At 61.0% G+C, this 24,425-nt stretch carries 24 protein-coding genes; 11 read left to right on the top strand and 13 right to left on the bottom strand.

All coding sequences use genetic code 11. From position 1 onward, the window contains the following. Positions 1-7: 7 nt before the first annotated feature. From BLQ58_RS23985 to BLQ58_RS23975, 3 genes are all read right to left on the bottom strand, one after another. Positions 8-2,305, bottom strand: coding sequence for a xanthine dehydrogenase family protein molybdopterin-binding subunit (locus BLQ58_RS23985; RefSeq protein ID WP_092602536.1), 2,298 nt, complete (start codon positions 2,303-2,305; stop codon positions 8-10). Then, entirely contained in the window at positions 2,302-2,769 is a 468-nt protein-coding gene (locus tag BLQ58_RS23980) for a (2Fe-2S)-binding protein (RefSeq protein ID WP_092602534.1), read from the bottom strand. The genes BLQ58_RS23985 and BLQ58_RS23980 overlap by 4 nt, the downstream gene beginning before the upstream one ends. A gap of 96 nt (positions 2,770-2,865) precedes the next feature. After that, complete coding sequence (locus BLQ58_RS23975) at positions 2,866-3,342, bottom strand: MerR family transcriptional regulator (RefSeq protein ID WP_092602532.1); 477 nt, start codon at positions 3,340-3,342, stop codon at positions 2,866-2,868. Positions 3,343-3,937: 595 nt separating this feature from the next. Here BLQ58_RS23975 and BLQ58_RS23965 point away from each other — a divergent pair. Then, positions 3,938-5,173 carry an NADH:flavin oxidoreductase/NADH oxidase family protein gene (locus BLQ58_RS23965; protein ID WP_092602530.1) on the top strand — a complete coding sequence of 412 codons (1,236 nt, stop codon included), beginning with the start codon at positions 3,938-3,940 and terminating at the stop codon, positions 5,171-5,173. A gap of 51 nt (positions 5,174-5,224) precedes the next feature. Further along, positions 5,225-6,211: an acetoacetate decarboxylase (ADC) gene (locus BLQ58_RS23960; RefSeq protein ID WP_092602528.1), complete on the top strand. Its 987-nt coding sequence runs from the start codon at positions 5,225-5,227 to the stop codon at positions 6,209-6,211. Between the two features lie 777 nt (positions 6,212-6,988). Here the strand turns inward: BLQ58_RS23960 and BLQ58_RS23950 are convergent. Then, positions 6,989-7,912 (bottom strand): LysR family transcriptional regulator, encoded by a 924-nt coding sequence (locus BLQ58_RS23950; protein WP_092602524.1) that lies wholly within the window; start codon positions 7,910-7,912, stop codon positions 6,989-6,991. 118 nt (positions 7,913-8,030) lie between these two features. Here BLQ58_RS23950 and BLQ58_RS23945 point away from each other — a divergent pair, with 118 nt between their 5' ends. From BLQ58_RS23945 to BLQ58_RS29695, 3 genes are all read left to right on the top strand, one after another. Next, positions 8,031-8,699: an HAD family hydrolase gene (locus BLQ58_RS23945; RefSeq protein WP_092602522.1), complete on the top strand. Its 669-nt coding sequence runs from the start codon at positions 8,031-8,033 to the stop codon at positions 8,697-8,699. 349 nt (positions 8,700-9,048) lie between these two features. Continuing rightward, complete coding sequence (locus tag BLQ58_RS23940; RefSeq protein WP_175459989.1) at positions 9,049-10,194, top strand: DSD1 family PLP-dependent enzyme; 1,146 nt, start codon at positions 9,049-9,051, stop codon at positions 10,192-10,194. Then, positions 10,184-10,312: a hypothetical protein gene (locus tag BLQ58_RS29695; RefSeq protein ID WP_302847663.1), complete on the top strand. Its 129-nt coding sequence runs from the start codon at positions 10,184-10,186 to the stop codon at positions 10,310-10,312. The genes BLQ58_RS23940 and BLQ58_RS29695 overlap by 11 nt, the downstream gene beginning before the upstream one ends. 90 nt (positions 10,313-10,402) lie before the next feature. Here BLQ58_RS29695 and BLQ58_RS23935 read toward each other — a convergent pair whose 3' ends face one another. Further along, positions 10,403-12,319, bottom strand: a complete 1,917-nt coding sequence (locus BLQ58_RS23935) for a hybrid sensor histidine kinase/response regulator (RefSeq protein WP_092602518.1) — start codon at positions 12,317-12,319, stop codon at positions 10,403-10,405. 184 nt (positions 12,320-12,503) lie between these two features. On the opposite strand from BLQ58_RS23935, the gene BLQ58_RS23930 reads away from it, so the two are divergent. Together BLQ58_RS23930 and BLQ58_RS23925 are read left to right on the top strand one after the other, a co-directional pair. Continuing rightward, positions 12,504-12,887, top strand: a complete 384-nt coding sequence (locus tag BLQ58_RS23930; protein ID WP_029051348.1) for a VOC family protein — start codon at positions 12,504-12,506, stop codon at positions 12,885-12,887. A gap of 716 nt (positions 12,888-13,603) precedes the next feature. Further along, positions 13,604-13,984: an META domain-containing protein gene (locus tag BLQ58_RS23925; RefSeq protein WP_029051347.1), complete on the top strand. Its 381-nt coding sequence runs from the start codon at positions 13,604-13,606 to the stop codon at positions 13,982-13,984. A 107-nt stretch (positions 13,985-14,091) separates the two neighbouring features. Here BLQ58_RS23925 and BLQ58_RS23920 read toward each other — a convergent pair whose 3' ends face one another. After that, positions 14,092-14,937: a DUF3626 domain-containing protein gene (locus BLQ58_RS23920; RefSeq protein ID WP_029051346.1), complete on the bottom strand. Its 846-nt coding sequence runs from the start codon at positions 14,935-14,937 to the stop codon at positions 14,092-14,094. A gap of 526 nt (positions 14,938-15,463) precedes the next feature. On the opposite strand from BLQ58_RS23920, the gene BLQ58_RS23915 reads away from it, so the two are divergent. Continuing rightward, on the top strand, positions 15,464-16,048 hold the full coding sequence (locus BLQ58_RS23915) for a TetR/AcrR family transcriptional regulator (protein ID WP_029051345.1): 585 nt from the start codon (positions 15,464-15,466) through the stop codon (positions 16,046-16,048). A 97-nt stretch (positions 16,049-16,145) separates the two neighbouring features. Continuing rightward, positions 16,146-16,640, top strand: a complete 495-nt coding sequence (locus tag BLQ58_RS23910) for a hypothetical protein (protein WP_029051344.1) — start codon at positions 16,146-16,148, stop codon at positions 16,638-16,640. A gap of 536 nt (positions 16,641-17,176) precedes the next feature. On the opposite strand, the gene BLQ58_RS23905 is transcribed toward BLQ58_RS23910, so the two are convergent. Then, the gene (locus tag BLQ58_RS23905) at positions 17,177-18,511 is read right to left on the bottom strand and encodes an aminotransferase-like domain-containing protein (RefSeq protein WP_029051343.1); all 1,335 of its coding nucleotides are present in this window, start codon (positions 18,509-18,511) and stop codon (positions 17,177-17,179) included. A 159-nt stretch (positions 18,512-18,670) separates the two neighbouring features. Here BLQ58_RS23905 and BLQ58_RS23900 point away from each other — a divergent pair, with 159 nt between their 5' ends. Beyond that, complete coding sequence (locus tag BLQ58_RS23900; RefSeq protein WP_029051342.1) at positions 18,671-19,447, top strand: enoyl-CoA hydratase; 777 nt, start codon at positions 18,671-18,673, stop codon at positions 19,445-19,447. Between the two features lie 46 nt (positions 19,448-19,493). Here BLQ58_RS23900 and BLQ58_RS23895 read toward each other — a convergent pair whose 3' ends face one another. Next, positions 19,494-19,967: a MarR family winged helix-turn-helix transcriptional regulator gene (locus BLQ58_RS23895; protein ID WP_049815925.1), complete on the bottom strand. Its 474-nt coding sequence runs from the start codon at positions 19,965-19,967 to the stop codon at positions 19,494-19,496. Between the two features lie 185 nt (positions 19,968-20,152). On the opposite strand from BLQ58_RS23895, the gene BLQ58_RS23890 reads away from it, so the two are divergent. After that, positions 20,153-20,920: a sulfite exporter TauE/SafE family protein gene (locus BLQ58_RS23890; RefSeq protein WP_029051341.1), complete on the top strand. Its 768-nt coding sequence runs from the start codon at positions 20,153-20,155 to the stop codon at positions 20,918-20,920. A 73-nt stretch (positions 20,921-20,993) separates the two neighbouring features. Here BLQ58_RS23890 and BLQ58_RS23885 read toward each other — a convergent pair whose 3' ends face one another. From BLQ58_RS23885 to BLQ58_RS23865, 5 genes are all read right to left on the bottom strand, one after another. After that, entirely contained in the window at positions 20,994-21,377 is a 384-nt protein-coding gene (locus BLQ58_RS23885) for a hypothetical protein (RefSeq protein WP_029051340.1), read from the bottom strand. A gap of 261 nt (positions 21,378-21,638) precedes the next feature. Further along, positions 21,639-22,046 (bottom strand): Hsp20/alpha crystallin family protein, encoded by a 408-nt coding sequence (locus tag BLQ58_RS23880; protein ID WP_029051339.1) that lies wholly within the window; start codon positions 22,044-22,046, stop codon positions 21,639-21,641. A 16-nt stretch (positions 22,047-22,062) separates the two neighbouring features. Beyond that, positions 22,063-22,503, bottom strand: a complete 441-nt coding sequence (locus BLQ58_RS23875) for an Hsp20/alpha crystallin family protein (protein WP_029051338.1) — start codon at positions 22,501-22,503, stop codon at positions 22,063-22,065. Between the two features lie 367 nt (positions 22,504-22,870). Beyond that, positions 22,871-23,197, bottom strand: coding sequence for a co-chaperone GroES (locus BLQ58_RS23870; RefSeq protein ID WP_029051337.1), 327 nt, complete (start codon positions 23,195-23,197; stop codon positions 22,871-22,873). Between the two features lie 225 nt (positions 23,198-23,422). Further along, the gene (locus BLQ58_RS23865) at positions 23,423-24,358 is read right to left on the bottom strand and encodes a LysR family transcriptional regulator (protein ID WP_049815923.1); all 936 of its coding nucleotides are present in this window, start codon (positions 24,356-24,358) and stop codon (positions 23,423-23,425) included. Positions 24,359-24,425 lie beyond the last annotated feature (67 nt).

The raw sequence follows: 24,425 nt of genomic DNA, 5'->3' as shown, positions 1-24,425 counted from the left end.
CGCTGCATTACACCAGTGGCAGTTGCCGAACAGGCTTGCCAGTGAGCTGAGCGACGGCATGTGCCACGGCGGGCGCGATCGGCGGCACGGCGACTTCACCGACGCCGCTGGGTTCCGCCGTGCCCGGCACGATGTGGGTCTCGATGAGGGGTGTCTCCGCCATCTTGATCACGGGATAGTCGGGGAAGTTGGCCTGAACGATCTGCCCGTCCTTGATCTCGATCTGGCTGTACAGCGCTGCCGTCAGCCCGAAGATGATCCCGCTCTCCATCTGCTGCGCAACGATGCCCGGGTTGACCACCGTGCCGCAGTCCACGGCGCAGACAACGCGATGCACACGCGGTTTGCCGTCCTTCAGCGATACCTCCGCCACCTGTGCCACCACGGAACCAAATGCGTTGTGCAGCGCGAGGCCGCGTGCACGCGGGGATCCGTCTGCGGCGGGTGCCAGTGGCTGCCCCCAGCCCGCCGCCTGTGCGGCCGTGTCGAGCACCTTCAGTTCGCGTGGGTGCGACTTGAGCAAGTCGCGCCGCATCGCCAGCGGGTCGAGCCCGGCGGCAGCGGCCACGTCGTTCAGGAAGCCCTCCAGGAAAAAGCCGGTGTAGGAGTGGCCGACGCTGCGCCAGAAGCCGATCGGCACCGGCAAATCCACGGCCACATGCGCGATATGCTCATGCGCGATCTCATACGGTAGGTCGAACAACCCCTCGACCGTATAGCGATCGATGCCGGCCGACGGCGCGCCGAACAAGCGCGCCAGTTCCCCGGCCAGGATCGACTGCCCGGCGCTGCGCGAGGCGATGGCCGTCACCTTGCCATGCTCGACGCGAGCCTTCAGCCTTGCGATGGCCTGTGGACGATAGAAGTCGTGCCGGATGTCGTCCTCACGCGACCAGATCACCTGTACCGGACGGCCCTCGGTCTTGCATGCGATCGATACGGCCTGCCCGATGAAGTCTGATTCCAGGCGCCGTCCGAAGCCGCCACCAATGAGCGGAATGTCGATATGCACCTGGTGCCGGCTCACGCCGGCTGCCCGGGCGGCGATGAGCTGTGCCAGCGTGGCCACCTGGGTTGGCGCCCAGAGCTGAACGCGGTCTTTGGTCACCTGGGCCGTGCAGTTGATCGGCTCCATGGCGGCATGCGCCAGGTAAGGCGCGCTGTACTCGGCTTCGACGACCATTGCGCCGTCCGTGCTGGCAAAGGCTTTCAGGCTGTCACCCGTCGAACGGTAGGTAAAGCCACCCTTGTCGCTGTCGAGCGCACCCACGAGCTGTCGCCGGATGCCGGCGGAATCGAGCGTGGCGTAGGGCCCCTTATCCCATACGGGTTCGAGCGTTGCCAGCGCCTGACGTGCCTGCCAGTAGTGATCGGCCACCACCGCCACGCCGGGCGCCCCGCCCGTCGAGCCGTCAAACGGCACGACATACTGTACGCCGGGCATCGCAAGCGCCGCTGTCGACTCGAACTTCCTGAGCTTGCCACCCAATACCGGGCACATGACGACTGCCGCGTACAACATCCCGGGTGGCCGCGCATCGATGGCAAAGCGTGCGCTGCCATCCGTCTTGCCGGCGATGTCGTTTCGCGGCGCCGGCTTGCCAATCAGTTGATACTGCGCAGCCGGCTTGAGCCTGACGTTTGATGGTGGCCCCATATCGCGCGCCTTTTGCGCGACAGCGGAGAAAGGCATCTGCCTGCCGCCGGGGCCGATGAGCTGGCCTTCCCGCACGGTGACCTGTGCCACCTGCACACCCCATTCGCGCGCTGCCGCTTCCACCAGCGTGGCGCGTGCAGTGGCGGCGGCCTCGCGCACCGGCTGCCAGCCGTCGGCCACGCTGCTGCTGCCGCCGGTGATAATCAGGCCGATCTCGCGCGCGCTCTTGGCCATGACCCAATGCAACGCGCGCGCCCAGGCCTTGTCCGCGTCATCGGGATGGAGCGGCAGCGAACTGACGCCCATCACCTCGACATTCCCATAGATGCGCCCGATGGGAGACGACTCGATGCTTACCCGCGCCAGCGGAATATCGAGCTCCTCGGCGGCCAGCATCGACAGCGCAGTGTGGATACCTTGCCCCATCTCCACGCGCGGCATGGCGAGGATGACGTTGCCTTCCTGTGTGATCTTGATCCAGCCGTTCAGCGCAATCTGGCCGGACGTCCCCGGGAATGCCGCGGCGTCGCCGAGCCGGCTGCGCGGCGGCATCACGCCCCAGCCGACCACCAGCGCGCCGCCCAAGCCGAGCGCCCCAAGCAGGAAGCGACGCCGGCCGCGGCGTGGGATAGTTGTGCCGGCGCTCATGCGCTCCCCTCTCGCAACGCCTTCGCAGCGCGCTTGATGGCAGTGCGCACGCGTGGATACGTGCCGCAGCGGCAGATGTTGGTGATGGCCGCGTCGATGTCGGCATCGTCTGGATCCGGCTGCCGGGCGAGCAGGTCCGCCGCCGCCATCAGCATCCCCGACTGGCAGTAGCCGCATTGCGGCACCTGCTCGTCAATCCACGCTTGCTGGAGCACGTGGCGCTTGCCCGGCGCCCCGGCCAGCCCTTCGATCGTGGTGACGCGCTTTCCCGCGACGGCTGCAACGGGCAGAACGCAGGAGCGCACTGCGTTCCCATCCAGATGCACGGTACATGCGCCGCAGGCCGCCACTCCGCAGCCGAATTTGGTGCCCGTAAGGTTCAGATGGTCGCGGAGCACCCAGAGCAAGGGGGTGGCCGCGTCGCATTCGACACTGACGGGCCGGTTGTTGACGTCCAGATTCATGTGTTGCTTCGTTGCCCTGATCCGTGGTTCTTATGACGTTTCGCCATTAAGCGGGCGACGCATGGACGTGTGAGGACGATGGTTGTCGCCTGTCCGTCAAGTTGGTCTTTCTCGCCGGCGCGCCTTTCGAAATGTGGCGACGTCGTCGGGTGCCAGGCTCGAGCCTTGCATTTCCCCGGAGCGTATGCGCGACAGAACCCGCTGCGCGTTGGCAGCGCAGTCGATTCCCACCGGCTTGTCCTCGATGTCAGCCAGAAGTGCATTAATGTGCGCCTTGCTCTGCGAGAGCCGCGCCTCCATTGCCTCGATGTCACGCACCTTGTTGCGAAGCATCTCGACCAGCGAACCATGTTTCCATTCCGTCAGATCGGGAGGGAGCAGCGCGCGGATCTCGTCGAGCGTGAAGCCTGCCTGCTGCGCGGTGGCGATCAGGTTGAGAAGCAGCACGGCCTGCGTGGGATAGCTCCGGTAACCGTTTGCCTGACGCTCGACCTTCAGGAGTCCAATGCCCTCATAGAAGCGGATTCGCGATGGGGCGAGGCCGGTACGCTTCGCCAGTTCTCCGATCTTCATGTCTTCCACACCCTTCGCTCAGAATTGGTGGCATCAAACCGGCTTCCCATGTCGCGGCCCTTTCCCGATGCTTAAACGCACTTGCACTACCTTAAGTCCAGAACTCTAACGTTCAACTTAACATGAAGGTCAAGCATCCGGTTATGGGGATGAGGCATCGGCTCCATTGCGGCGGCTCGCGCGAACTCTGGCGTCGCTCACAATGCGGATTTTGAGTCGTCGCTGAGCGGGGCACATGTCGGGAAACGGATAGGCGAGCCGTTCCTCCCTGCAGGGCCGCGCGCCTTTGCCTTGACTGGCACGATGTCGTCTTCGCGAAGGCGGTCCAGTATCCACTTCGTCCGGTCGGTGCAGGTCATGTCCAAGGGTCGGCTTTCGATGCTCCTTATGGCAGCAAGCAGATGTGCCTTGTTCTGCTCAAGGCGCTTTTGCATGTCATCGACCTCGGCGACCTTCCGTCTAAGGGCTTCCAGCAACTCCTCATGCTGCCAGCATCCCGAGCCGACCGGAAGTGTCCCCTGTCAGCCCAAAAATGATGTTGACATTAAAGCTGACTTTAACCTTAGAGTCGACGCACGATCAATGAGGTGACCCCATGAACGTGTTCGACAAACTCGCACTCCCCAACGGTTCGACTATTCCGAACCGCATCGCAAAAGCTGCTATGGAAGAGAACATGGCAGACGAAGACCACGCGCCTTCCGAGGAGCTGGTGCGCCTTTACAGAGCCTGGGCAGGAGGGGGCGCAGGTCTGCTGATCACTGGCAACGTAATGGTAGACAGCCGTGCAATGACCGGGCCGGGCGGCGTGGTCCTGGAGGACGCCCGACATCTGGACCGGTTCAAGCGCTGGGCGCAGGTCGGCCGGGCCAACGGGGCGGAGTTCTGGGTGCAGATCAATCATCCGGGCCGACAGATGCCTGCAAATCTCGGGCAGCCCACCTGGGCGCCCTCTGCGGTGCCATTGAAGCTGGGCAACATGTCGAGACACTTTAACGCGCCAAGGGCGATGACGCACCAAGTCATCGAGGACGTAGTCCGTCGCTTTGCCCATACAGCCCAACTGGCGGAGCAGGCCGGCTTCACGGGCGTCGAAATTCACGCGGCACACGGCTATTTACTGAGCCAATTCCTTTCACCGTTGAGCAACCAAAGGACGGATGAGTGGGGTGGCACGCTCGAGAACCGCGCCCGCCTGCTCATTGAAATCGTAAAGGCCGTACGCGCTGTGGTTTCGCCTCGATTCGCGGTTGCCGTGAAGCTGAACTCGGCCGACTTTCAGCGCGGTGGATTCAGCGCGGAAGACGCTCGCCAGGTTGTGAAGTTGCTTAATGAGTTGGCCGTTGATCTGGTCGAACTGTCGGGCGGGAGTTACGAAGCACCGGCCATGCAGGGCGACGCCCGCGACGGCAGCACGCTCGCCCGGGAGGCCTACTTTGCCCAGTTCGCCCGCGACATCCGCACGGTGGCAAAGATGCCGGTGATGGTCACGGGAGGTATCCGCCGTTGGCCGGTGGCCAAGGAGGTGATCAAGAGCGGCGTGGACATGGTTGGCATTGGCACCGCCCTGGCGATCGACCCCAATCTGCCACGCGATTGGCGTGATGGTAAGGACAGCGCGCCAGTGCTACGCCCGATAACCTGGAAGAACAAGCCCTTGGCCTCGCTGGCCAACATGGCGGCAGTCAAGTTTCAACTGCGCAAGCTCAGCCATGGTAAGCCGACTAATCCGAAGGTGTCACCGCTGCGTGCCCTGATCCTGCAGCAGGTTTCCAACGCTCGGCGCGTTCGTCAGTATCGGCGCTGGATAACCCAGCGCGCCCATTTCTGACCATCCAGATCGCCACCATCTTTCTCAACTCAAGTATTACTCGTCAACAACATGAAGATCAAAAGACTAGCGGCGGCTACCGGCGTACTTCTGAGCGCCAACCTGAGCCCTGTTTGGGCCGATGGCGCATCAGATATCCAGCACGCTGAGAGCACAACGATCGATATCGCCGGCCATGAGGTACCTGTGGTAAAAGGCGGACTTTATGACCGCTATCGCTCCAACCCTCCCCTTTCCGTCATTGAAGCGGAAGCCCCGGACGTTGACCTGAGCTGGTTCAAGGAACTCAAGAAGGAGAAGGTGGATATTGGCTTCGAATCCTATTCGCCAAATTTCTACTACAGGAACAGCAGGTTGACGGCCGTATTCACCGCCGACCTGAACAGGTTGCGGGAATTGATGCCAGCGAACGTACTCGAGAAGGTGCAACCGCTTCAGGTCTGGCCGGGCCGGGGCCTTGTCGCTCTCACCGCGTACGCCTACCACTTTTGCGATAACGACGCTTACAACGAGATTGGTCTCTCGGTCATCACGACTCGGCCGGGCAGTTCCAGCTTCGGGCCATTTACCTTGATCAGTCAGGCGATGTCCGGGGACTTCTGGGGCTACGTACTGAAACTTCCAGTCAACACAGAGCTGGCGCGGGTGCGGGGCGTTGTAGGCTATAACCTGCCCAAATGGCTGACAGGCATCAACTACCGCGAGACGGAGAAGTCAGTCATTGTCCAGATCCTCGACAGCGAAACCGGCAAAGTCGATGTCACCATCGACGCGGAAAAACTGGGTGATCTCTCGAGCAAGATCTCGATGGTGACCAACAGCTTTACTAACGTGGATCAGCAAGGGAAATTAACCACTGGCTTTGCAACTTCACGCCAGCTCAGCCATGCCTCGAGCACGCGTGCGGACGCGGTGAGCCTTGGCTTGACTGAAGGAAGCCTATCGACGTTTATCAAGTCCTTGAATCTCGGCAAGATGCTCAAGTACGAGTACGTGCCGGAATTCCAAAGCGCGCTGTACTCCCCCAAGCCGCTTTGATAGTTTTAGTGTCGATTTGACACCGGTGGCACCTCACAGGCAGCTCTTTGGGCCACCGTTTTATGGTGTAGATTCAACCGGACATTCGATATCCATGTCCATTCCGGGCGGTGGAAGCTCTGCTCTGACATTCAAGCCGAATAGTGCGGACTCCCCGTGGACCTGCCCCGCCTAAGTCGCAAATGAGCGGCACCGGCCTCGCTGACTTTGACTTCAGCGACGCCACCGGGCGAATGGATGCGTGTCAGATAGCCTCGGGCGTTGGCTTCCTCCCAAACCGGCAGGCGAGGACATGAGGTGCGCCAAGCTTCGATGACCTCGATGTAAGGTCGTGCATCAGGCCCTATCCATTCCAGAAGATCAAGGATCAGAGGCTCGACGGGATCGCGTGCGTCGGTTTCGGCGTGACAGTATGAAAGATTGGCCATGGCGGGGCTCCGGTTCCAACTCAGGCGCTAACAGTATAGGTTTTTAGGAAACCGACATGCTGATGGCCCCAACACTCCATTGTTCAGGGGCGTTCTCGGATGTCGGGGCGTCCACCAGATTGAATTGTCGGCATTGGAGCTTGGGGGACGACGAGGTTTTTCTTCCCGGGGACAGGACCAAACGCGGAGACAGTGATCGCCATCTCGGGCTTCCACCTGGGTCACTGCATGCCGCCCGACGCGTGAGGTTCATCCGGTCCAAGTTTGGGATCATGAAGAAGCACGGATCAGCGTTCATCGTTGGATCCGCGCTGGCGGGTTTACGCTCAAACACAACGTTCAGCGCACCTCACTGCACCTGCCGGTCGCCTCCCAACTCCTCTTCCAGGAATTGCATTACCGCTTGCACACGGGCCGTACGTCCGCGACGGGTCGGCACCAGCAATGTCACCGGCGCGCTGTCAAACTCCCAGTCGGCCAGCACCCGCACCAGTCTGCCGCGCGCGACAGCGTCGGCCACGTCCCATTCCGAACGGAGCACCAGTCCCAGGCCCTGCTCTGCCCACTGACGCGCAATACTGCCGTCATTGCTGGTATAGGCAGCCACGACACGCACGGTCTCTCGTGCCAGGGATCGCCGCCCTCCGCTGGCGCCTGGCCTGCGGAATCGCCACAGCGTCACGTCCTCGTCGTTCTCCCGGATGCAGATGCAGGCGTGCGAGAGCAAGTCGCGGGGCTGCGCAGGCGTGCCGTGCTGGCTCAAGTAGGCCGGGCTGGCGCACAGCCAGCGTGCATTGGGGGCGAGTGTGCGGGCGATCCAGGATGAATCGCGCACCGCGCCGATGTGGACCACGGCATCCGAGTCGTGCCGGTCTGGCCAGGGGGTCTCATGCAAATCGAGCTGCAGGCGCAAACCCGGATGGGCCAGTGCAAAGCGCCCCAGCAGTGGGGCGATATGGTGCCGTCCGTAGCCAAAGGGGGCGGCAATACGGAGCGTTCCTGTGAGCTGGCTGTCCTCCCGCCTGAAAGACTCGGGAAGCGCATTGAGCTGAGCCAGCAGCGCCGCGCTCTCACGCGCGAAGCGTTCGCCTTCGGGCGTCAGGCTCAACCGCCGGGCAGTGCGGGTGGCAAGCGCAAGGCCCAGCATGAACTCCAGCTTGCGCAGGCGCGCAGACAATGCCGGGGGCGTCACATTAAGCGCTCGCGCCGCTGCGCTAAGCGAGGGCGACTGTGCCAGCGCCTCGACCAGCCGCAAGTCCTCGATCTGGATCATTCACTTCAGCTTAACGATTGATGTTCCGAGATTTAACCACGAGCCACACTATCGTTTCTACACTGGGAACCTCTGACGACAGTGCACCGCTGCGCAGACCTCTCGCAAAAAGGATCTCATGGACATACTTGCTTCCCGCCCATCGCCCGCCTGGCCGAGTGCCGTGCTTTTCGACCTGCTCACCGCCTTGCTGGACTCCTGGACCCTCTGGAACTCAGCCGCCGGGTCCGAGGGGGCGGGCCGCGCGTGGCGGGCCGAGTACCTGCGGAGGACCTACGGCTGCGGCGCCTACGTGAGTTATGAACAATTGGTGCGGGAAGCAGCGGAACATGTGGGCCTGCCTTCGACGGCACCGGCGGCACTCGAAGCGCACTGGGACGAATTGCCGCCGTGGGAGGGCGCCCGCGAGTTGCTTCAGGCACTGCGGCCGCATTGCAAACTGGCCGTCGTGACTAACTGTTCCGAGCGCCTGGGCCAGCGCGCTGCCGGCCTGCTGGGAATCGACTGGGATGTAGTGGTCACTTCCGAGGCAGCCGGCTACTACAAACCGGACCCGCGCCCGTACCAGCTTGCCCTGCAGGAACTCCGCGTGCAGGCACCCGACGCGGCCTTCGTCGCCGGTTCCGGCTATGACATGTTCGGTACCTCAGTGGTGGGATTGCGCACGTATTGGCATAACCGCGTCGGCCTCGCGTTGCCCGTCGGCGCGCCGGCGCCGGAAGTCGAATATTCGACCCTGCCCCCGGCACTGCCGTGGTTGCGGTCCTTTCGTGCTGCCCGCCACTAAGAGGATTCGCTATGGCCCGCATGTCTTTCAGGATGAAACGCTTTGGGCAAACGATCGCTGTGGCCGTGTTCGCGATGGCGGCCCAGGCGATGGCGCAGAGCCCCGCTTTCCCAACACGCCCCATCACACTGGTTGTGCCGTTCCCCGCCGGAGGGCCCAGCGACGCGTTGGGCCGCGGCAGCTGATCCGCAATTTCGCCGGCAAACGCAGGCAGTCGGGGTTGACCTGCCTGCCGCCGGAGATATCTCGTCCGGCGCGGTGTCGCGCCTCATCTCGCGTGGCCTGCGCGAAGACGTACCGGCACTGAAGGCCAAGAGCCAATACCTGGACTGACAAGATCATGGATGACATGAACATTTCCCCCGCGTCGCTTATGAAGTTGGAAACTCCCGCAGCGGTCGTCGACACCTCGCGCATGCATCGGAACATACGACGGATGCAGGCGCGCATGGACGCTCTTGGCGTGCGCTTCCGCCCGCACGCCAAAACCAGCAAGTGCTCCCAGGTCGTAGGTGCGCAGATTTCAGCGGGAGCCAGCGGCATTACCGTCTCCACACTGAAGGAAGCGGCACATTTCTTTGACGACGGCATCACCGACATCCTCTACGGTGTGGGCATGGTGGCCAACAAGCTGCCCCAAGCTTTGGCGCTCCGCCGCCGGGGCTGCGACCTGAAGATCGTGACCGACAGCGTGGACTCTGCTCGCGCCATCGTTGCCTTCGGCGCTGAAAACGATGAGGTCTTCGAAGTCTGGATCGAGATCGATACCGACGGCCACCGCTCCGGCATCCGCCCGGATGAGCCAGCACTGATCGATGTCGCGACCGTGCTGCACGAAGGCGGTGCGCGTCTTGGTGGTGTGATGACGCATGCCGGTTCCAGCTATGAACTCGATACACCGGAGGCACTCGTCACGATGGCCGAGCAGGAGCGGGCGGGCTGTGTTTACGCCGCCGATCGACTGCGCGAAGCCGGCCTGCCCTGCCCGGTGGTCAGCGTTGGCTCAACGCCGACGGCGCTCTCCGCGACACACCTGCAAGGCGTGACAGAAGTACGCGCCGGTGTTTATGTCTTCTTCGACCTCGTAATGCACAACGTGGGCGTTTGTTCGACCGAAGACATCGCACTGAGCGTGATAACCACTGTGATCGGACACCAAGCCGAAAAAGGCTGGGCCATTGTGGACGCCGGGTGGATGGCCATGAGCCGCGACCGAGGCACACAGAACCAGAAACGCGACTTCGGCTATGGACAAGTGTGCGGAGTAGAAGGCGCAGTCATTCCGGGCTACATCCTCCGTGGCGCAAATCAGGAGCACGGCATCCTGTCGCGCGCGGATGCTACGGACACTGACATCGCCAAGCGCTTCCCGATCGGCACTCGGCTGCGTATCCTACCCAACCACGCTTGTTCCACGGGCGCGCAGTTTCCCTCCTACCAGGCTGTCGCTGAAGATGGCGAGATCACCGAATGGAGCCGGTTGCATGGCTGGTAATCAAAACAAGTGCGATGGCGCGCTACGCATCGTACGCGTCGGCGCCCCGGCTGCGCCCGGTTGCCACTACAGCTACGCCACCGTCTTCAACGCCATGGTTTTCGGCCCAAGCGTGTAGAGCTTCGTATGAAGCAGTAGGTCCTCCACCTGCCGAAAGCAGGCTGGAAGTCGCCGGCTCGACCGGGCCTTGATGGACAAAGGAATACGGCTACGGATTACCGGATCCGACGGGAAAGATCGTCTTCTTTAGCGCAGCCGGATCGATTGGTTTGACAATGTGGCCATTGAATCCCGCCTCAGCGACACGGTCCCGTACGGCTGCCTCACTGAATCCGGTTAATGCGTAGAAGCGCGTATGGTCCAATTTTGCAAACTCGCGGAGCTCTTCGATCAACTCGTATCCATCCATATCGGGCATTGCCAGATCGATCAGCGCGACATCGGGAACAAAGGCGGAAACCTTGTGGATGGCAGACACACCATCGTAGGCAACTTCTATAGCGTGCCCGTCCATTTGGAGAAGCATGCCAAGGCTGTCTGCAGCATCCTGGTTGTCGTCGACAATGAGGATTCTCATTCCGGCTACGGGAGGCTCGGTCATATAGGGTTCTTCTGGTGCGGACACTTGCGTCGCAATAGGCAACTGTATCGTGAATGTGCTGCCTTTTCCCGGCCCAGCGCTGGTGGCGCTAATAGAACCCGCATGCTTTTCGATGATCGATTTGCACAGCGAAAGCCCGATACCCAGGCCGCCCGTTGCGCTATAGCCGGGTTCATCGACTTGAACAAACAGATTAAAGATGTCCGAAAGCATATCGTGCGGGATGCCGCGGCCCTGATCGGTAATGGAAATCGTGCCAATCTTGTCCCAGGATTTGCACTCTACGGCTATCGTCGTGCCTTCGGCAGAAAATTTTGACGCGTTGTTCAGTACGTTTTGCAGGACCTGACTAAGACGCGTGAGGTCGCCGAAAACATGGAAGTTCTCGTCGCATAGTTGCAAATTGATTCGCTGTTGCTTTGCGGCCAAGAGCGGCAAGCAAGCCTCCAACCCTGTCTCAAGCACCGCTTGAATCGGGATGACTGTGCTTCGCAACTCCAGCTTCCCGACAGCCATCCGGCCCACATCCAATAGGTCGTCGACCAGCCGGCTGAGGTGACGCAGTTGCCGAAGGACAACGCTTAGATTGGCTTTGACAAGGCCGCTGTCGTCCGGATGTTTTTCAATGATCGCGGTTGCGTTGAACATCGGGGCGAGAGGGTTCCTGAGCTCGTGAGCTAACGTAGCCAAGAACTCATTCATTCTCCGCGCAGACGATTCAACTTCTTCCAGGTGTCTGCGTTCACTCATGTCGCGTGTTATCTTCGCGAAGCCTACCAACTGATGATGCTCGTCATAAACGGCGGTGAGCGTAACGCTCGCCCAAAACTGAGTGCCGTCCTTTCGCACACGCCAGCCTTCATCCTCCACACGGCCCTGATCCCTCGCGATGGAGAGAAGGCGTTCCGGCTTGCCCGTCATCCGATCCTCGGGCGGGTAGAAAACTGAGAAATGCTGGCCGACAATTTCCCGGCTCGCGTAGCCCTTTATGCGGTTGGCTCCAACGTTCCAACTGGCGACGCGGCCTTCCGTGTCGAGCATGAAGATTGCATAGTCGTACACGTTCTGCACAAGCAGCCGGAAAGTCGACTCGCTTTCCCATAATCGCTCGGAGGACTCCATCTGTTGTGTGACGTCCCGAATGACCATTCCCATGCCAATCAGCACATCGTCACTGTTGTGCACCGCCGTGATACTGTTGCTGCACCAGAAGCGGCTGCCGTCCTTACGAATCAGCCAGCCGCCATCTTCAAGCTTGCGATGACGTTGAGTCAGAAGGAGTGCCTTCTGCGGCCAACCTCGCGCGACCGCGTCTTCGGTGTATAGCCGCGAGAAGTGCAAGCCAATGGCCTCAGATGCGTCGTATCCAAGCATGCGTCGCGCCCCCCGATTCCAGCTCGTAATGACGCCATTTGTATCGAGGAGAACGATTGCATAGTCGGCCACCGTATCCACGAAGGCAAGGAACAGATCCCGTTGATCTGGGGGAATATTTGACGCGGGGCTGTGGGCGGGGGGAAACATAGAGACTCTTTGATTGGTCTTCTATAGTCCCCATTGCGTCGGCATCTGATGTCCGGCTTCGTCCTACGCCCAGGACCCATCTCCCAATATCATGGTGCTAGGGACGGTCGGTAGCCGTTGTGTTTTATATCGGGCGAGATCCGGCGTAGACTGCGTCGTAACAAGCATATCGGCCGGGGGCACCATGAGCGTACAGCTTAATCACACGATCGTCTGGTGCGGCGACAAACAGAAGTCGGCGCAGTTTCTGGTGGACATTCTGGGTCTGCCAGCCCCTGTAGAGTTTGGGCATATGCTGGTGGTCAAACTCGACAACGGTGTTTCGCTGGACTTCTTCGAACGCGAAGGTGCGATTTCCATGCAGCATTACGCGTTTCTGATCAGTGATGGCGAGTTCGACCAGGTCTTCTCTCGCATTCGAGACCGAGGGCTTCGCTATTGGGCCGATCCGGGGAAGCAACGTGCCAGCGAAACCTATCTACACAACGGTGGCCGCGGAGTGTATTTCGATGATCCTGACGGCCATTTGCTGGAAGTCATGACTCGCCCTTACGCGCTCGGCGCATAGGCGTGTGTGAGTAACTGTTGAGCCGATATATGCGGCTTCCGTGCGCACCATGACACGGCCCGCCGGGCAAGTCGAAACGGCGACTTGGCTTCGGATAGCAAGAACAATGCAGCGCCAATGATTCGTGGCGGCATCCAGGTTCGCCCTGGAGCGGTCAGCAGATATTGCGCCGTCAGGATGGCAAGACCGGTACATAACCGCCAAATGCTGTGGGCGCGAGAACAGGAGCCCCGCGCCCCTGCTGTTGTAGCCCGACTAAGGGGTGGCGATATCCGATTCAGGGTCGAATTTCTCAAGATAGCCATCGGACCACAGGATGCGGCTATTCGATATTGATGATGAATATCGTCGCCGCCGCTGTCTCAGGCTTGAGATCTCCCGATAAAAGTACACTCCGCGACGACGCTTTGTAAGCACTGCTACCGATTTGGGTGCCGGGGAAAGTGTGAAGGACCGTGTGCTGCCGTCGCCTTTCACGTCCCCATGGGCCAGTAAGGGTTGGAATTCGTCCCTGAGCCGGCGGGCCATGCAGCAGATAGCCCGAGGGCCTCAGTCCGGCCTTAGGGCGACACTGCCAGTGCCGGCGCTCGTTCCCAATGTGTTTGCAATGTTCCAAAAAAGAACCGGCGAAGGCTCTATCCTTGGGAAAGGAGACGCCAGGCAAGACCCCATGCTCTTTGGATCTTCGTCAGGCAATGACATCGAGGCTCGACAACATGAAGCTCATTCACGCGCTGACCGCGCTGTCCTTTATGTTGGCCGGGTGTGTTTCAACCGGCGTCGACATACGGCCGGAGCAGTTGTCGAACTTCCTGCTTGGCTTTTCCACCATCGACGATGTGACCAACCAGCTCGGAACGCCCTCATCCCGGGTCACGCTGAAGACAGGGTCAACCATCCTGATTTATTCCTTCGCAACATCCCGTCCCCACCCTGAGAGTTTTATCCCGTTCATTGGCCCGCTCTTTTCCGGAGGCGAGATCAGGTCGTCGACCGTCGTGCTCGAATTTGACGAGAACGGCATTCTCAGAAGTGAACGCCGCACCACGTCGAGCGGGGCTTCCGGCCTGACTGTATTGCCCGCCAACGCAATGTAGTTTGGACCGGCTGCACGCAATCTACCCTCGGGCTGGCCGTTCGAGCGGGCATTCTCCATCGCGCTCTTCTCCCGTCACGCGGCCGTGTGAACCACGGCGAGCATTGCTCACCGGGGATTGCAGTTGCCAAAACGCGCCAGACAGTGCCACACCTGTTTGAGGGTCTGCGGATCGTGCTGGCCGACGCGCACGGCCTCCCCAATTCGCGCCGGAGTCAGCAGCTGTGTGCCTGCCAGGGTCGCCGCAAGCTCCGCGGCGGCTGGACCGCGGTACTCGTGCTGTCGGCGCAGCAAATCAGCTCCCGCGCGAAAGCCAGCGTGCCATTCGACACGACATGGCAATGCATGGGCAAGCGCCTCGACGTCCGTATCCCGGAATGATGGGTCGAGTACGATGGCCTCCACATCGCGTGCGATTAGCACCCCTCCGTGAACATGAGCCTCGATGTAATGATCAAGGGGATCGACCTGCCCCGCCGCGGCAGCCAGTCGTTCGGCAAGGGCAAAACGGTCAAACACGCCGAAGTGACCAGGCTCGTAGACGCTGTCCGGGTAGCAAAACGTCGTGCGACTCATCACGCCAGAATCAAGCCGCAGATGCGCCGACCCGAAGCGTGGCGCTGCGCCGGCTGCTGCGTGAGCCAGATTCAGCGCGCCATAGCGTGGCCGCTCGGATGGTGGTGCTGCGTCATAGGCCCGCCCGAAGATCCGGCTTTCCCAGTGCCACCGGTCGCCACGGGGGTAGGCGGTCAGCCCGCCATTACTGGTGCCAGTTTCAAACTGGGATCGATAAACGCCATCTTCAGCCATCACCGCCAGCAGCGGCCGCCCGCGAAACATCCGATCAGGGTGGAAGTTCAGGGTTACGCGCCAGCCTGGATCGACTGGTTGGCCCGCAGATCTCGCGGCAATGTAAGCCCACGCACGGGCAGCGGCGGTTCGGTCAGAGGACATGTGACGGGGAAGCTGCACGGAAGCAATTGGCCAATTCTACCGGCAGCGCGTCCCCGGCAAAGCGTGGCCGGTAATCATCGGAACTCACGCGAATGGCGGGTCATAGCAATATCGCATTCGTGAACGAATCAATTTCCGACGACGGCGGACGCTATGGTCGAGGTTCGATTTTGAGCCGGGGGCGATACTTTTAGCCTCCGCCGGAAAATGAGATACAAGGGGTACATGAGGAAGGCTTGCCCGCGTCGCGTTGCGGTCGCCGATGCACCTTGACTGAGAAGCCAATGGTCGTTTCGGGTTGTCCGGAAAGGCGAAGACGCGTCGCCAGGTGCAATCTCAAGGCCTCGTTCACGGAGGTGTTGCGTAGCGGCGTGGCCCATTCATGGCCGTGCAAAAGCCTCCCCGGCTCCGTGACGACTTGACATCGCTACCAACCAACTAGTAGGATGGTTCACCATATCAACGATGCAGCTCAGGCATGCCGGGACAAACAACCGCCTCGCATGCGGACGAAGAACCTTCATTCATGATCGCGGAACTTTCACCCCGAGCCATCGAAATCGCCGAGCATGCCCGGCTGTTACTCGCAGCAGGCGGCTATAACGGCTTCAGCTATGCGGACCTGTCCGAGCGAGTAGGTATCGGCAAAGCCAGCATTCATCATCACTTCCCGAGCAAAACCGATCTGGTCCTTACGGTCGTCATGCGCCACCGTCAGCAATCAAAGGAGGGGCTCGCGGCACTGCAGCGCCACGTCGGCGATGATCCATTGGCGCAGTTAAAGGCCTACGCAGATTACTGGGCCCGATGCATACGCGACGGTTCCTCGACGATGTGCATTTGCGCGATGCTGGCGGCGGAATGCCCGATGATTCCGCCTGAAATTGCCGTTGAGGTGCAAGGCTATTTCCAGGATCTGACAGCGTGGATCGCAGGGGTTCTGAAACAGGGCGCAAGCAAGGGGCAGTTGCGCGTGCAGGGCAACGCGCTCGTTGAAGCCCAGACTTTCATGTCCACGGTGCATGGCGCCATGCTGACAGCTCGCGCCCTCGGCGACCCCAAGTCCTTTCAAAACATCGCGCAGGCAGCCATCGGCCGTCTGAGTCTCTGAAACGGATCGTTTAGCCCCTGCTCAGCGGGCTAAACGATTTTTTTTCACCTCATCAACCGACCAACTAGTTGGTTTGTTCTTTGAACAGGAATTCCCCATGCCACATCCCCTTTCCACGCTTGGCGCTGTTCATACCGCTATTAGTCTGGTGCCGTTCGCAGCGGGCCTGTACAGCTTTGTCCGCTACGGCTCGATCGGTCCAACCCGGCGTTCGGGCCGGGTCTATCTGGGCGGATTGGCATTGTCCGTGCTCACGTCCTTCGGCTTGTCCAGCACCGGCGGCTTCAATGCCGGCCACGCCTTGGGCCTACTTGCGTTGTTGACAGCGACTGGCGCGTTGCTCGTTCCACGACTGCCCTTGTTCGGCCGGGCAGGTAGATACCTGGCGCAGTTCGGCTTTTCGTTCACCTTCTTTCTATTGCTGGTTCCGGGGATCAACGAAACGTTGACCCGTTTGCCTGTCGCGCATCCGCTGGCCACCGGCCCTGATTCTCCCATCGTGCGTGGGGCCCTCGCGGCATGGCTAGGAATCTTTATTGTGGGGGCTTCGCTGCAGTTGTGGTGGATGCTGCGTTCCCTGCGCCGGGTCTAGATTGGGAAGCATCCATGACTAGCGTCCCCGCCCTGCCGCCGGCTTGCTACGTGTGCCTGAATGCCGTGAGTGGCCCACGCGGCCATCACAGCACGCACGCACTGGCCTCAAGCCAGGAATTTCAGGCCCTCCTGAAGGCACAGGTCAAGCCATCCCGGGCACCGCTTGACCCACCAAACCCGCTAACTCAAGCAGAACAGGCCGACGACCGGCCTCGCGGGCCGAACATCGAGGCGATGCTTCAACTGTTGCACGCATGCCGAACAATGCGGTCACATGGCGAGCGCGAAGCCGCTTGCGATCCGGTCAAATGCGACCGGCAACTTCCGACAACGGCCCCGACTCTGCCGGCGAACATCGTCATATGGATACCGGTAGACATCCGGACGCCGAGGCAGTTTAGCGGCGCCCGGCATCGGCGCCGACGCCGGCGTCGCTCGCCTGACGGCTATCGCTATCGCGGCTAGCGTCCAGGCTTCAATGCGCAGACGAATAGGTAAGATCGGGTGGGTGGACGAAGCCCTGGCCCGTACCAGCTACCGGTACGCATGATCGTCTACGACCCTTGCTACGGTCCGCAGCGCCTTCCGGAGCGTGTCAAGACTGACGGACCCGAGTGCCAGGCGGATCGCGTGCGGCACATGTTTCGAGACGACGTAGGGATGCGCGGTAGATACCGAGATATGCTGGTCGAGCAAGGTCTTCGCGATGGCATCGGCTCGCGCATCTTCTGGCAACGGCAGCCAGACGAAGTAGGACGCGGGATGTCGAACGAGATCGAGGTGCCCAAGCACTTCGGTCACGATGCCCTGGCGTATCGCGGCATCACTTCGCTTTTCAGCCTCCAGCCGTGCGACCGTCCCGTCTTCGATCCAGCCACAGGCAATCGCAGTCATCGTGGGTGGCGTATGCCAGGTGGTTGCGCGGATCGTGCGCTCGAATTTCGGAATCCACGCCTGCGGGGCGCACAGTGATCCGACACGCAGGCCGGTTGCCACACTCTTGGAGAGGCTCGACACATACACGGTCAATTCGGGCGCCAATGCCGCCAATGGCTGCGGAGCGCCGGCTTCCAGGAACGCATATGCGGCATCCTCGATCAGGATCAGCCCATGCTGGCGCGCAATGGCAACCAGATCGCGCCGCCGGCGCGCACTCATGACCCAGCCAAGCGGATTGTGCAGCGTCGGCATCGTGTACACGGCCCGCACCCGGCGTTGCCGGCACATGCCGGCCAATGCGTCCAGGTCCGCGCCCTTGGTGCCCGCTGGAATCGCTACCAATTCCAGCCGGCAGGCTTCGGCGGTGAGCTTGAATCCTGGGTAAGTCAGCGCGTCGACTGCGACCACGTCTCCGGGCTCCAGCAACGCCATCGCCGTGACTGTCAAGCCATGCTGCCCGCCGCTTACGAGCACCGTGTTCTCCGCGGTCGCGGGTAATCCGCGTCCGACAAGATGCCGGGCCATCGTCTCGCGATCATGCATTCGGCCGCCATGCGGATGGTATTTGAGCAACGCCTCAAGGTTGCCGGCGCCGGCCAGGTCACGCAGTGCCGCTCTCAGAAGATCGCCCTGCCCGGGGATCGACGGATTGTTGAAGCTGAGGTCGACCGTGTCGTCGCTCCACGGTTGGAGGTCGATGCCATGTCCACGCGGAAGCGCTTCTTTCACGAACGTGCCCCGTCCGGTCTCGCCGCTGACCAGCCCCATGGCCCGCAGTTCCGCATAGACGCGGGTCGCCGTGACCAGGGCCAGCCCTTCGCGGGCGGCAAGTTCACGGTGGGTCGGCAACCGGCTGCCCGGACGCATGCGGCCTTCCTGTATGTCTGCGGCGAACTGGTCGACCAGTTGCTTGTAGCGGTATCGAGGCATGGTGAACGAATACGCGACAATTTTCGGAATGTGCTGATTATGAGCGTCGATCCGCTCAACGCACAAAATCCGGGTTCTCACCCATGCCCCGGGCATGTTTACTTCGCACGCGAATCATCGATATACTTCGCACACGAACTTAAACCAACGGAGCCGCGCATGACCCCGGAAATTCAAGTTGACCTGACGAATGGCATCCTGACCATCACGCTTTCCCGGCCAGACAAGAAAAATGCCCTCACCAACGGCATGTACGGCACCCTTGCCGACACCATCGAGGGCGCCGAGCACGACGGCAATGTCCGCGTGGTGCTGGTACAAGGAGATGGCGACATGTTCACTGCGGGGAACGATGTAGGCGAATTCGCGGCGATTGCCGTGGGAAAGGGGCCCAGCGAACGGCATGTCCACCGCTTTCTGCATGCACTGGCGAAGTCGACGGTGCCCATCGTTGCTGCGGTCCATGGCAAGGCGGTGGGCGTGGGCACCACGATGCTGCTGCATTGCGATTACGTGCTGCTGGCCCAGGATGCGCAACTCATCACGCCGTTCGTGAACCTGGCGCTGGTGCCAGAAGCAGCCTCGAGCTATCTGCTGCCGTTGCGCATCGGCCACGCGAGGGCCTTCGAGATGTTTGCCATGGGCGATCCGCTCGACGCGCAGACCGCGCTAGCCTGGGGCATCGCCAACAAGGTATGCGCCAATGACCAGCTCCGCACCGAGGCACGCCGGATGGCCGAGCGCATCGCAGCCAAGCCTGCCGGCTCCCTAAGCGCCATGAAAGCGCTGATGCGCCAGGCCGAGATGCTGGTGACGCAAATGGACACCGAGAGCGCGAAATTCCAGGAGCGGCTGACGAGCGCGGAAGCCCGCGAGGCATTCGCGGCCTTTGCCGAGAAACGCAAGCCGGACTTCTCGAAAGTCAGCCAGCACTAGGCGGCATCGTGCTGCCCAGCCTTGGACCAGGCTGGGCGTCGCCTAGTTAGTCGTCGCGCTCGTCGCGCTCGTCGCCCCCGTCGCCCCCGTCGCCCTCATCCCCGGCAACAGGAAACCTGGTCTGCAGGCTGGTCAGCCACCGCGCCACAACATCGATCTCGGCTTCGGTAAAGCCCTCGGTCAGCCTGGCGTTGAGATCCGTCATGCCGGCCTTGGCGCGCTGGCGCGCGGAGCGCCCTGCATCCGTGAGCCACAGCCGCGATGCCCGGCCGTCGTTCTCGTCCGCCCGGCGTTCGATCAGGCCAGCTCTTTCCGTACGGTCAGCCAGGCCGCTCATCCCCGGCGCGCCAAGGTCCAGCGCTGCCGCGGCTTCGCTCATGAGCGCCCCGTCGTGCGTCCCCAGAAAGAACAGCAACCCCGATTGGGCCGCCGTAACGCCGCCACGGGCGGCACGCGCCTGCGACCAGCGCTGCAGCCGTCGGTGACCAACGTTCAGGAGATAGACAAGGCGATGTTTCATGTTCCGGCCGGCGTTAATCGATTTAATTCGCGTGCGAATCATATCACGCACCACGGGGAGCACCGGTCGCCGGTGGACGAGGTCACCGAAGTTGTATCCATGACAATGATTTGATTGTATTGCCTAACAAACCTACGATGGTTCCAGCCTTTAGCTGTCAGCCCCAAGCCTTTGCCAATGCCATCATGGAACTGAATATCACCACCGTCCTCGTCACCTTTGCCGGCGTCTTCCTGATCTGTTTCATGAAAGGCGCTTTCGGTGGCGGCTTTGCCATCGTCGGCATTCCCTTGCTGTCGCTGGTGATGGATCCCGTATCGGCGGGCGGCCTGCTGGCGCCGCTGTTCATTGCGATGGACCTGTTCAGCCTGCGCTACTGGAAGCCCTCGACGTGGTCCAGGCCCGATCTGCTCTTGCTGGTGCCGGGGCTGGTGGTCGGCATCGGGGTCGGCTACTTTCTGTTTCGGGTGCTGGACCACCGTGCCATCTCCATCGTCATGGCCGTGGTCACACTGAGCTTTGTCGGACTATGGCTCTTGCGGGGCAGCGACGTCGCGGTGCAGGCCCGCTCCTCGCCAAAGGCCGTGGCGGCGGGCCTCACGTCAGGGATCACAACCATGGTCGCCCACTCGGGCGGGCCGCCGCTGGCGATGTACCTGCTGCCGCTGGGCCTGAGCAAGCAGGTCTATGCCGGCACGACCAGCATGTTCTTTACGGTGGGAAACATCCTCAAGGCCGTGCCATGGCTGGCGCTGGCCAGGCCCGTTGGTGCCGTCTGGACGTTGATGGCGATCTGCCTGCTTGCCGTTCCCGCCGGTGTCTGGTTGGGCTGGCGCCTGCATGGGCGGCTCGATCAGCGCCAGATGTACCGGGCCTGCTACGGACTACTGGTAATCACGGCAGTGAAACTGCTCTGGGATGGTACGTCAGGCTACCTTTTGCAGGCTCACTAATCAAAATAGGAAAATATGACCCATGCCGCGGGCCGCATCCGCTGGCTCCGTGAGCAAGCCTCAGTGCTGTGAATCACTGAATCAGGGGCACGATCCCGATCCGCTCCGCCAGCATACGTTCGTACACGCCAAAGTGAAGGTCGACTTCAGCCTGACTGACGACTGTGACCTCCATATTGATCTGATCTGGCTTCAGGCCGAATATCGTGGCGAGCGCCATCTCGAGATCAGGCACCACATCCTTGTCTTTAGGAAACGTCGTGCCAATGCTTATCGAATACGCATTGGAGCGATCCGCAACGACTTCAAGCAACCGTGCCGCGGCGCTCATGTTGTGCTCGATTGCGAGGCGAGCGAGCTCTGCAATACTGCGCATCTTCTCGGTCGGAAACCCGCGAACGCAGCGTAGCCTTATACGGTGAGGACCTAATGTCATCCAGTCGGTATCGAATTCCATGACAACCTCTGTGCGTCAATCTGATATTTGTCTCTACGCGTGGAATGCGCTTTCCGATCGCCAGGGTTCCCGTCGATTTGCCGGAGCGAACCCAGGCTGTGAAGCATGCCGACCAAGGCGAACATGAAGATTCGCCTTGGTCGGCTTTGCCGCGCCTCGTACTGACCGAAGGAACTGTACGGGCGGTGGCGCTTCGTATGCCGTGAAACACCGCTATTGGATGTCCCCGAACGTCGAATGATCCGTTAGGACACCAAGCGCCTAAGCCAGGTTGACCGGGATGCGGCGCGGTCTCGCTTCCTCACGTCGAGGGATAGTCAGTTTCAGCACGCCGTCTTGCAACACCGCGCCGATCTGCGCAGCATCCAGATCCGGACTTAAGGAGAACGATCTCGCAAAGTGAGGCTGACGGATTTCCGCATGTTGCACACGAAGACTCGAGGGCGTCGGCACAATCGCTTGCCCTTCGATATGCAGCGCACCGTCGTTGAAACTGACCTGGAGGTTCTCGCGGCTCACGCCAGGCAGGTCAGCCCACAGCGTCACGCCGTTGACGTCTTCCACAATGTCCACTGCAGGGACCAAGGTGATTTTCCGCACGCCCTTCTCTTCAGGGCGTTGGACCACGGCACCATCGTTACGTTGTGCGAGTTGGGTGTTATCGTTCATGGCAGCCTCCTTCACGTTATTGAACGGTGATTGCACGCGGCCTCGACGCCTCGCGCTTACCCACGCTCACTGAAAGACAACCGTTGGCATAGCGTGCCTGGACCTTGTCAGGATCCGCGCCCTCGGGCAATTCAATGACCCTTCTGAACGCGCCGACAAAGCGCTCCTGCGCGTAACGCCTTGACTCCGGCATATCGTGCTGCCAGAGCGGTCGTCGTTCGCCGCTGATCGTCAACAGACCACGGTCAATGGTGACTTCAATGTCTTCCTGCTTGAGTCCAGGAGCAAATGCCACGATCTCGATCGAGTCGTCAGTGGCTCCGATGTTTATGGCAGGAAATGCGCCAGTGCGGCCGGCGCGGATGCTGGAAGGAAACCCTCCAAACAGGCCGGTCATCTGCCTTTGCAGACGATCGAACTCGTCGAAGAGATCGGTTCCGAAGAGTGCGTCAGTCATGGTCGTATCCTCCTGTGGAGCGCAGCGAGGAGTGAGGGGCATCACGCGCTCCCATTCACCTGCCCTCACTGCCCGGCAAACAAACAGAAACACGCAGCGCGACATCGCGACTGCCTGAGCGGAAATAAAAATAGCAACAGAAAACGGCAACTTCAAGAGTCTCAAAAGACACCCAGCCGCTGCCTTTCACTTCGGCTTTATTTCAAGAAAATGCACCCACAGACATCATGACGATCTGATTGCTCCAGCCAAACCGGAGCACATCCCCATTCAAAGGAGCAATAAACGAGTCGACCTCGTCGGGACAAGACTTTGCCTTGTATGCCACCTGCCCGGGGTGAGTGCGTTAAACCTTGGTTTGCCTGGGTCAGGCAGCCTGCAAAGGCTGCGAAGCTATATCCGCCTGACCGTTGAGAACGCCCACGGCGTCTTCCTCACGCATGACGAGCAGCGCTTCGCCGTCCGCCTGCACGGTCTGCCCAACATGCTTCCGGAAGACTACGAGGTTCCCAACCTTCAGTTGGGGCGGGCCCTTCGTTCCGTCCTGGAGCTGCGGGCCTATGCCGACCGCTGCGAGTTCGCCCTGTTCGGGCGTTTCAGTAGCGGACTCAGGCATCACGATGCCCGAGACCGCGGGCCGCTGCTGTTCGATTCGCTTGACGATAACCCGGTCGTCGAGGGGACGAATCTTCATTTCCATCTCCTTAGCGATAACAGATCACCAATATAAGAACCTGACTATCGACGCGCCTGGCAACAACTCGCACATCGAAAGTCTGCCATGGCTGGCAGCGAGCGAAATAGAGACGGCACGCAAGCTCTTCAAGAGCGTGCCGGATCGTCAAATGTAACCAGATGTTTCAGGGGAAATGGGATGGGTCTATCCGTGCCGATGCCGTTTACGGCTGTGGATGTTAAGTCACCTGTCGCTCCGACGGCTGACAGCGCGATCCGAAACCCACGCGCTCCGGAGGCTAGCCTCAACCCTGTTCCGGAAGACCTCCGCATGCGGGGAAAGACGTCGCGCCGGATTGCTCACAATGCCGATTGTCCGGGCGAGCGAGAAGTCCGACAGTTTGATGACCCTTGTATTCGCATTGCTTCGTGCGGCAAGCCTCGGCAACAGGGCAATACCGATGCCGGCTTCCACGAGCGCCAACAGCGACGCGATGTGAGCCGCCTCATGTGTATAGGGCAGATAGATGCCATGGTCTGCAAGCGCGCGATTGACGAGATGTCGGTTTCCGCTATTCCGGCCTAGCGCGATCCAGGTCTCATCGCCGAGGGACGCCAATCGGACGCTTCGATGTGTGGCAAGCCGGTGGCTCTTGGCGACAACCAGTACGAAGGGATCCTCCACTACTGGGTCGAAAACCGTCTCCGCCACCGGCTCCGGCAGGAAAGCGACCCCGAAATCCGCCTCGCCATCCCGCACCTTGGCAATGGCGATGGCGGCCGAATCGTCGATGACGCGCACGCGGACTCCCGGCAGGCCTTCTTCGGCGGCGAGCAGCGCCTTTGGAATGACTCCTGATGCCACAGACGGAATGCAGGACACGGTCACCCGTCCGGACGACCCCGCCGCTGTCCGTCTTACGAAAAATGTCGCAGCATCGAGGTCGTCTAGCGCAGCACGCGCCCTATCCCGGTACGAAGCCCCAACCTCGGTCAATCGCACGGAGCGCGAAGTGCGCGCCAGCAACCGCGCGCCCAATCGCTCTTCCAACAGCTCTACACGTCGGCTTAACGCCGGAGCCGAAATGCAGAGCTCCTCTGCCGCCCGCCGAAAGCTCTTCCTGTCGGCAACTTCAAGGAAGGCTCTCAGTTGGTTCAGATCGAGATCGTTCTGTTTCATGGAATGTTCATTGCAGACATTGCAATTGCAAAAATGCTGATGTCCGGCGAGTATAGATGCGCCCAAA

The sequence above is a fragment of the Ralstonia sp. 25mfcol4.1 genome (assembly GCF_900104095.1).
Lineage (GTDB): Bacteria > Pseudomonadota > Gammaproteobacteria > Burkholderiales > Burkholderiaceae > Cupriavidus.
Note: the sequence above shows the minus strand (reverse complement) of the source record. Positions and strands in the feature narration are given on the sequence as shown.

Excerpts from the sequence above, each read along its gene's own strand:
- BLQ58_RS23950 (WP_092602524.1), bottom strand. The coding sequence starts at position 7,912 with ATGATCCAGATCGAGGACTTGCGGCTGGTCGAGGCGCTGGCACAGTCG.
- BLQ58_RS23915 (WP_029051345.1), top strand. The coding sequence starts at position 15,464 with ATGATCGCGGAACTTTCACCCCGAGCCATCGAAATCGCCGAGCATGCC.
- BLQ58_RS23900 (WP_029051342.1), top strand. The coding sequence starts at position 18,671 with ATGACCCCGGAAATTCAAGTTGACCTGACGAATGGCATCCTGACCATC.
- BLQ58_RS23940 (WP_175459989.1), top strand. The coding sequence starts at position 9,049 with ATGAACATTTCCCCCGCGTCGCTTATGAAGTTGGAAACTCCCGCAGCG.
- BLQ58_RS23895 (WP_049815925.1), bottom strand. The coding sequence starts at position 19,967 with ATGAAACATCGCCTTGTCTATCTCCTGAACGTTGGTCACCGACGGCTG.
- BLQ58_RS29695 (WP_302847663.1), top strand. The coding sequence starts at position 10,184 with ATGGCTGGTAATCAAAACAAGTGCGATGGCGCGCTACGCATCGTACGC.
- BLQ58_RS23880 (WP_029051339.1), bottom strand. The coding sequence starts at position 22,046 with ATGAACGATAACACCCAACTCGCACAACGTAACGATGGTGCCGTGGTC.
- BLQ58_RS23930 (WP_029051348.1), top strand. The coding sequence starts at position 12,504 with ATGAGCGTACAGCTTAATCACACGATCGTCTGGTGCGGCGACAAACAG.
- BLQ58_RS23975 (WP_092602532.1), bottom strand. The coding sequence starts at position 3,342 with ATGAAGATCGGAGAACTGGCGAAGCGTACCGGCCTCGCCCCATCGCGA.
- BLQ58_RS23985 (WP_092602536.1), bottom strand. The coding sequence starts at position 2,305 with ATGAGCGCCGGCACAACTATCCCACGCCGCGGCCGGCGTCGCTTCCTG.
- BLQ58_RS23890 (WP_029051341.1), top strand. The coding sequence starts at position 20,153 with ATGGAACTGAATATCACCACCGTCCTCGTCACCTTTGCCGGCGTCTTC.
- BLQ58_RS23910 (WP_029051344.1), top strand. The coding sequence starts at position 16,146 with ATGCCACATCCCCTTTCCACGCTTGGCGCTGTTCATACCGCTATTAGT.
- BLQ58_RS23885 (WP_029051340.1), bottom strand. The coding sequence starts at position 21,377 with ATGGAATTCGATACCGACTGGATGACATTAGGTCCTCACCGTATAAGG.
- BLQ58_RS23935 (WP_092602518.1), bottom strand. The coding sequence starts at position 12,319 with ATGTTTCCCCCCGCCCACAGCCCCGCGTCAAATATTCCCCCAGATCAA.
- BLQ58_RS23945 (WP_092602522.1), top strand. The coding sequence starts at position 8,031 with ATGGACATACTTGCTTCCCGCCCATCGCCCGCCTGGCCGAGTGCCGTG.
- BLQ58_RS23960 (WP_092602528.1), top strand. The coding sequence starts at position 5,225 with ATGAAGATCAAAAGACTAGCGGCGGCTACCGGCGTACTTCTGAGCGCC.
- BLQ58_RS23865 (WP_049815923.1), bottom strand. The coding sequence starts at position 24,358 with ATGAAACAGAACGATCTCGATCTGAACCAACTGAGAGCCTTCCTTGAA.
- BLQ58_RS23870 (WP_029051337.1), bottom strand. The coding sequence starts at position 23,197 with ATGAAGATTCGTCCCCTCGACGACCGGGTTATCGTCAAGCGAATCGAA.
- BLQ58_RS23920 (WP_029051346.1), bottom strand. The coding sequence starts at position 14,937 with ATGTCCTCTGACCGAACCGCCGCTGCCCGTGCGTGGGCTTACATTGCC.
- BLQ58_RS23925 (WP_029051347.1), top strand. The coding sequence starts at position 13,604 with ATGAAGCTCATTCACGCGCTGACCGCGCTGTCCTTTATGTTGGCCGGG.
- BLQ58_RS23905 (WP_029051343.1), bottom strand. The coding sequence starts at position 18,511 with ATGCCTCGATACCGCTACAAGCAACTGGTCGACCAGTTCGCCGCAGAC.
- BLQ58_RS23980 (WP_092602534.1), bottom strand. The coding sequence starts at position 2,769 with ATGAATCTGGACGTCAACAACCGGCCCGTCAGTGTCGAATGCGACGCG.
- BLQ58_RS23875 (WP_029051338.1), bottom strand. The coding sequence starts at position 22,503 with ATGACTGACGCACTCTTCGGAACCGATCTCTTCGACGAGTTCGATCGT.
- BLQ58_RS23965 (WP_092602530.1), top strand. The coding sequence starts at position 3,938 with ATGAACGTGTTCGACAAACTCGCACTCCCCAACGGTTCGACTATTCCG.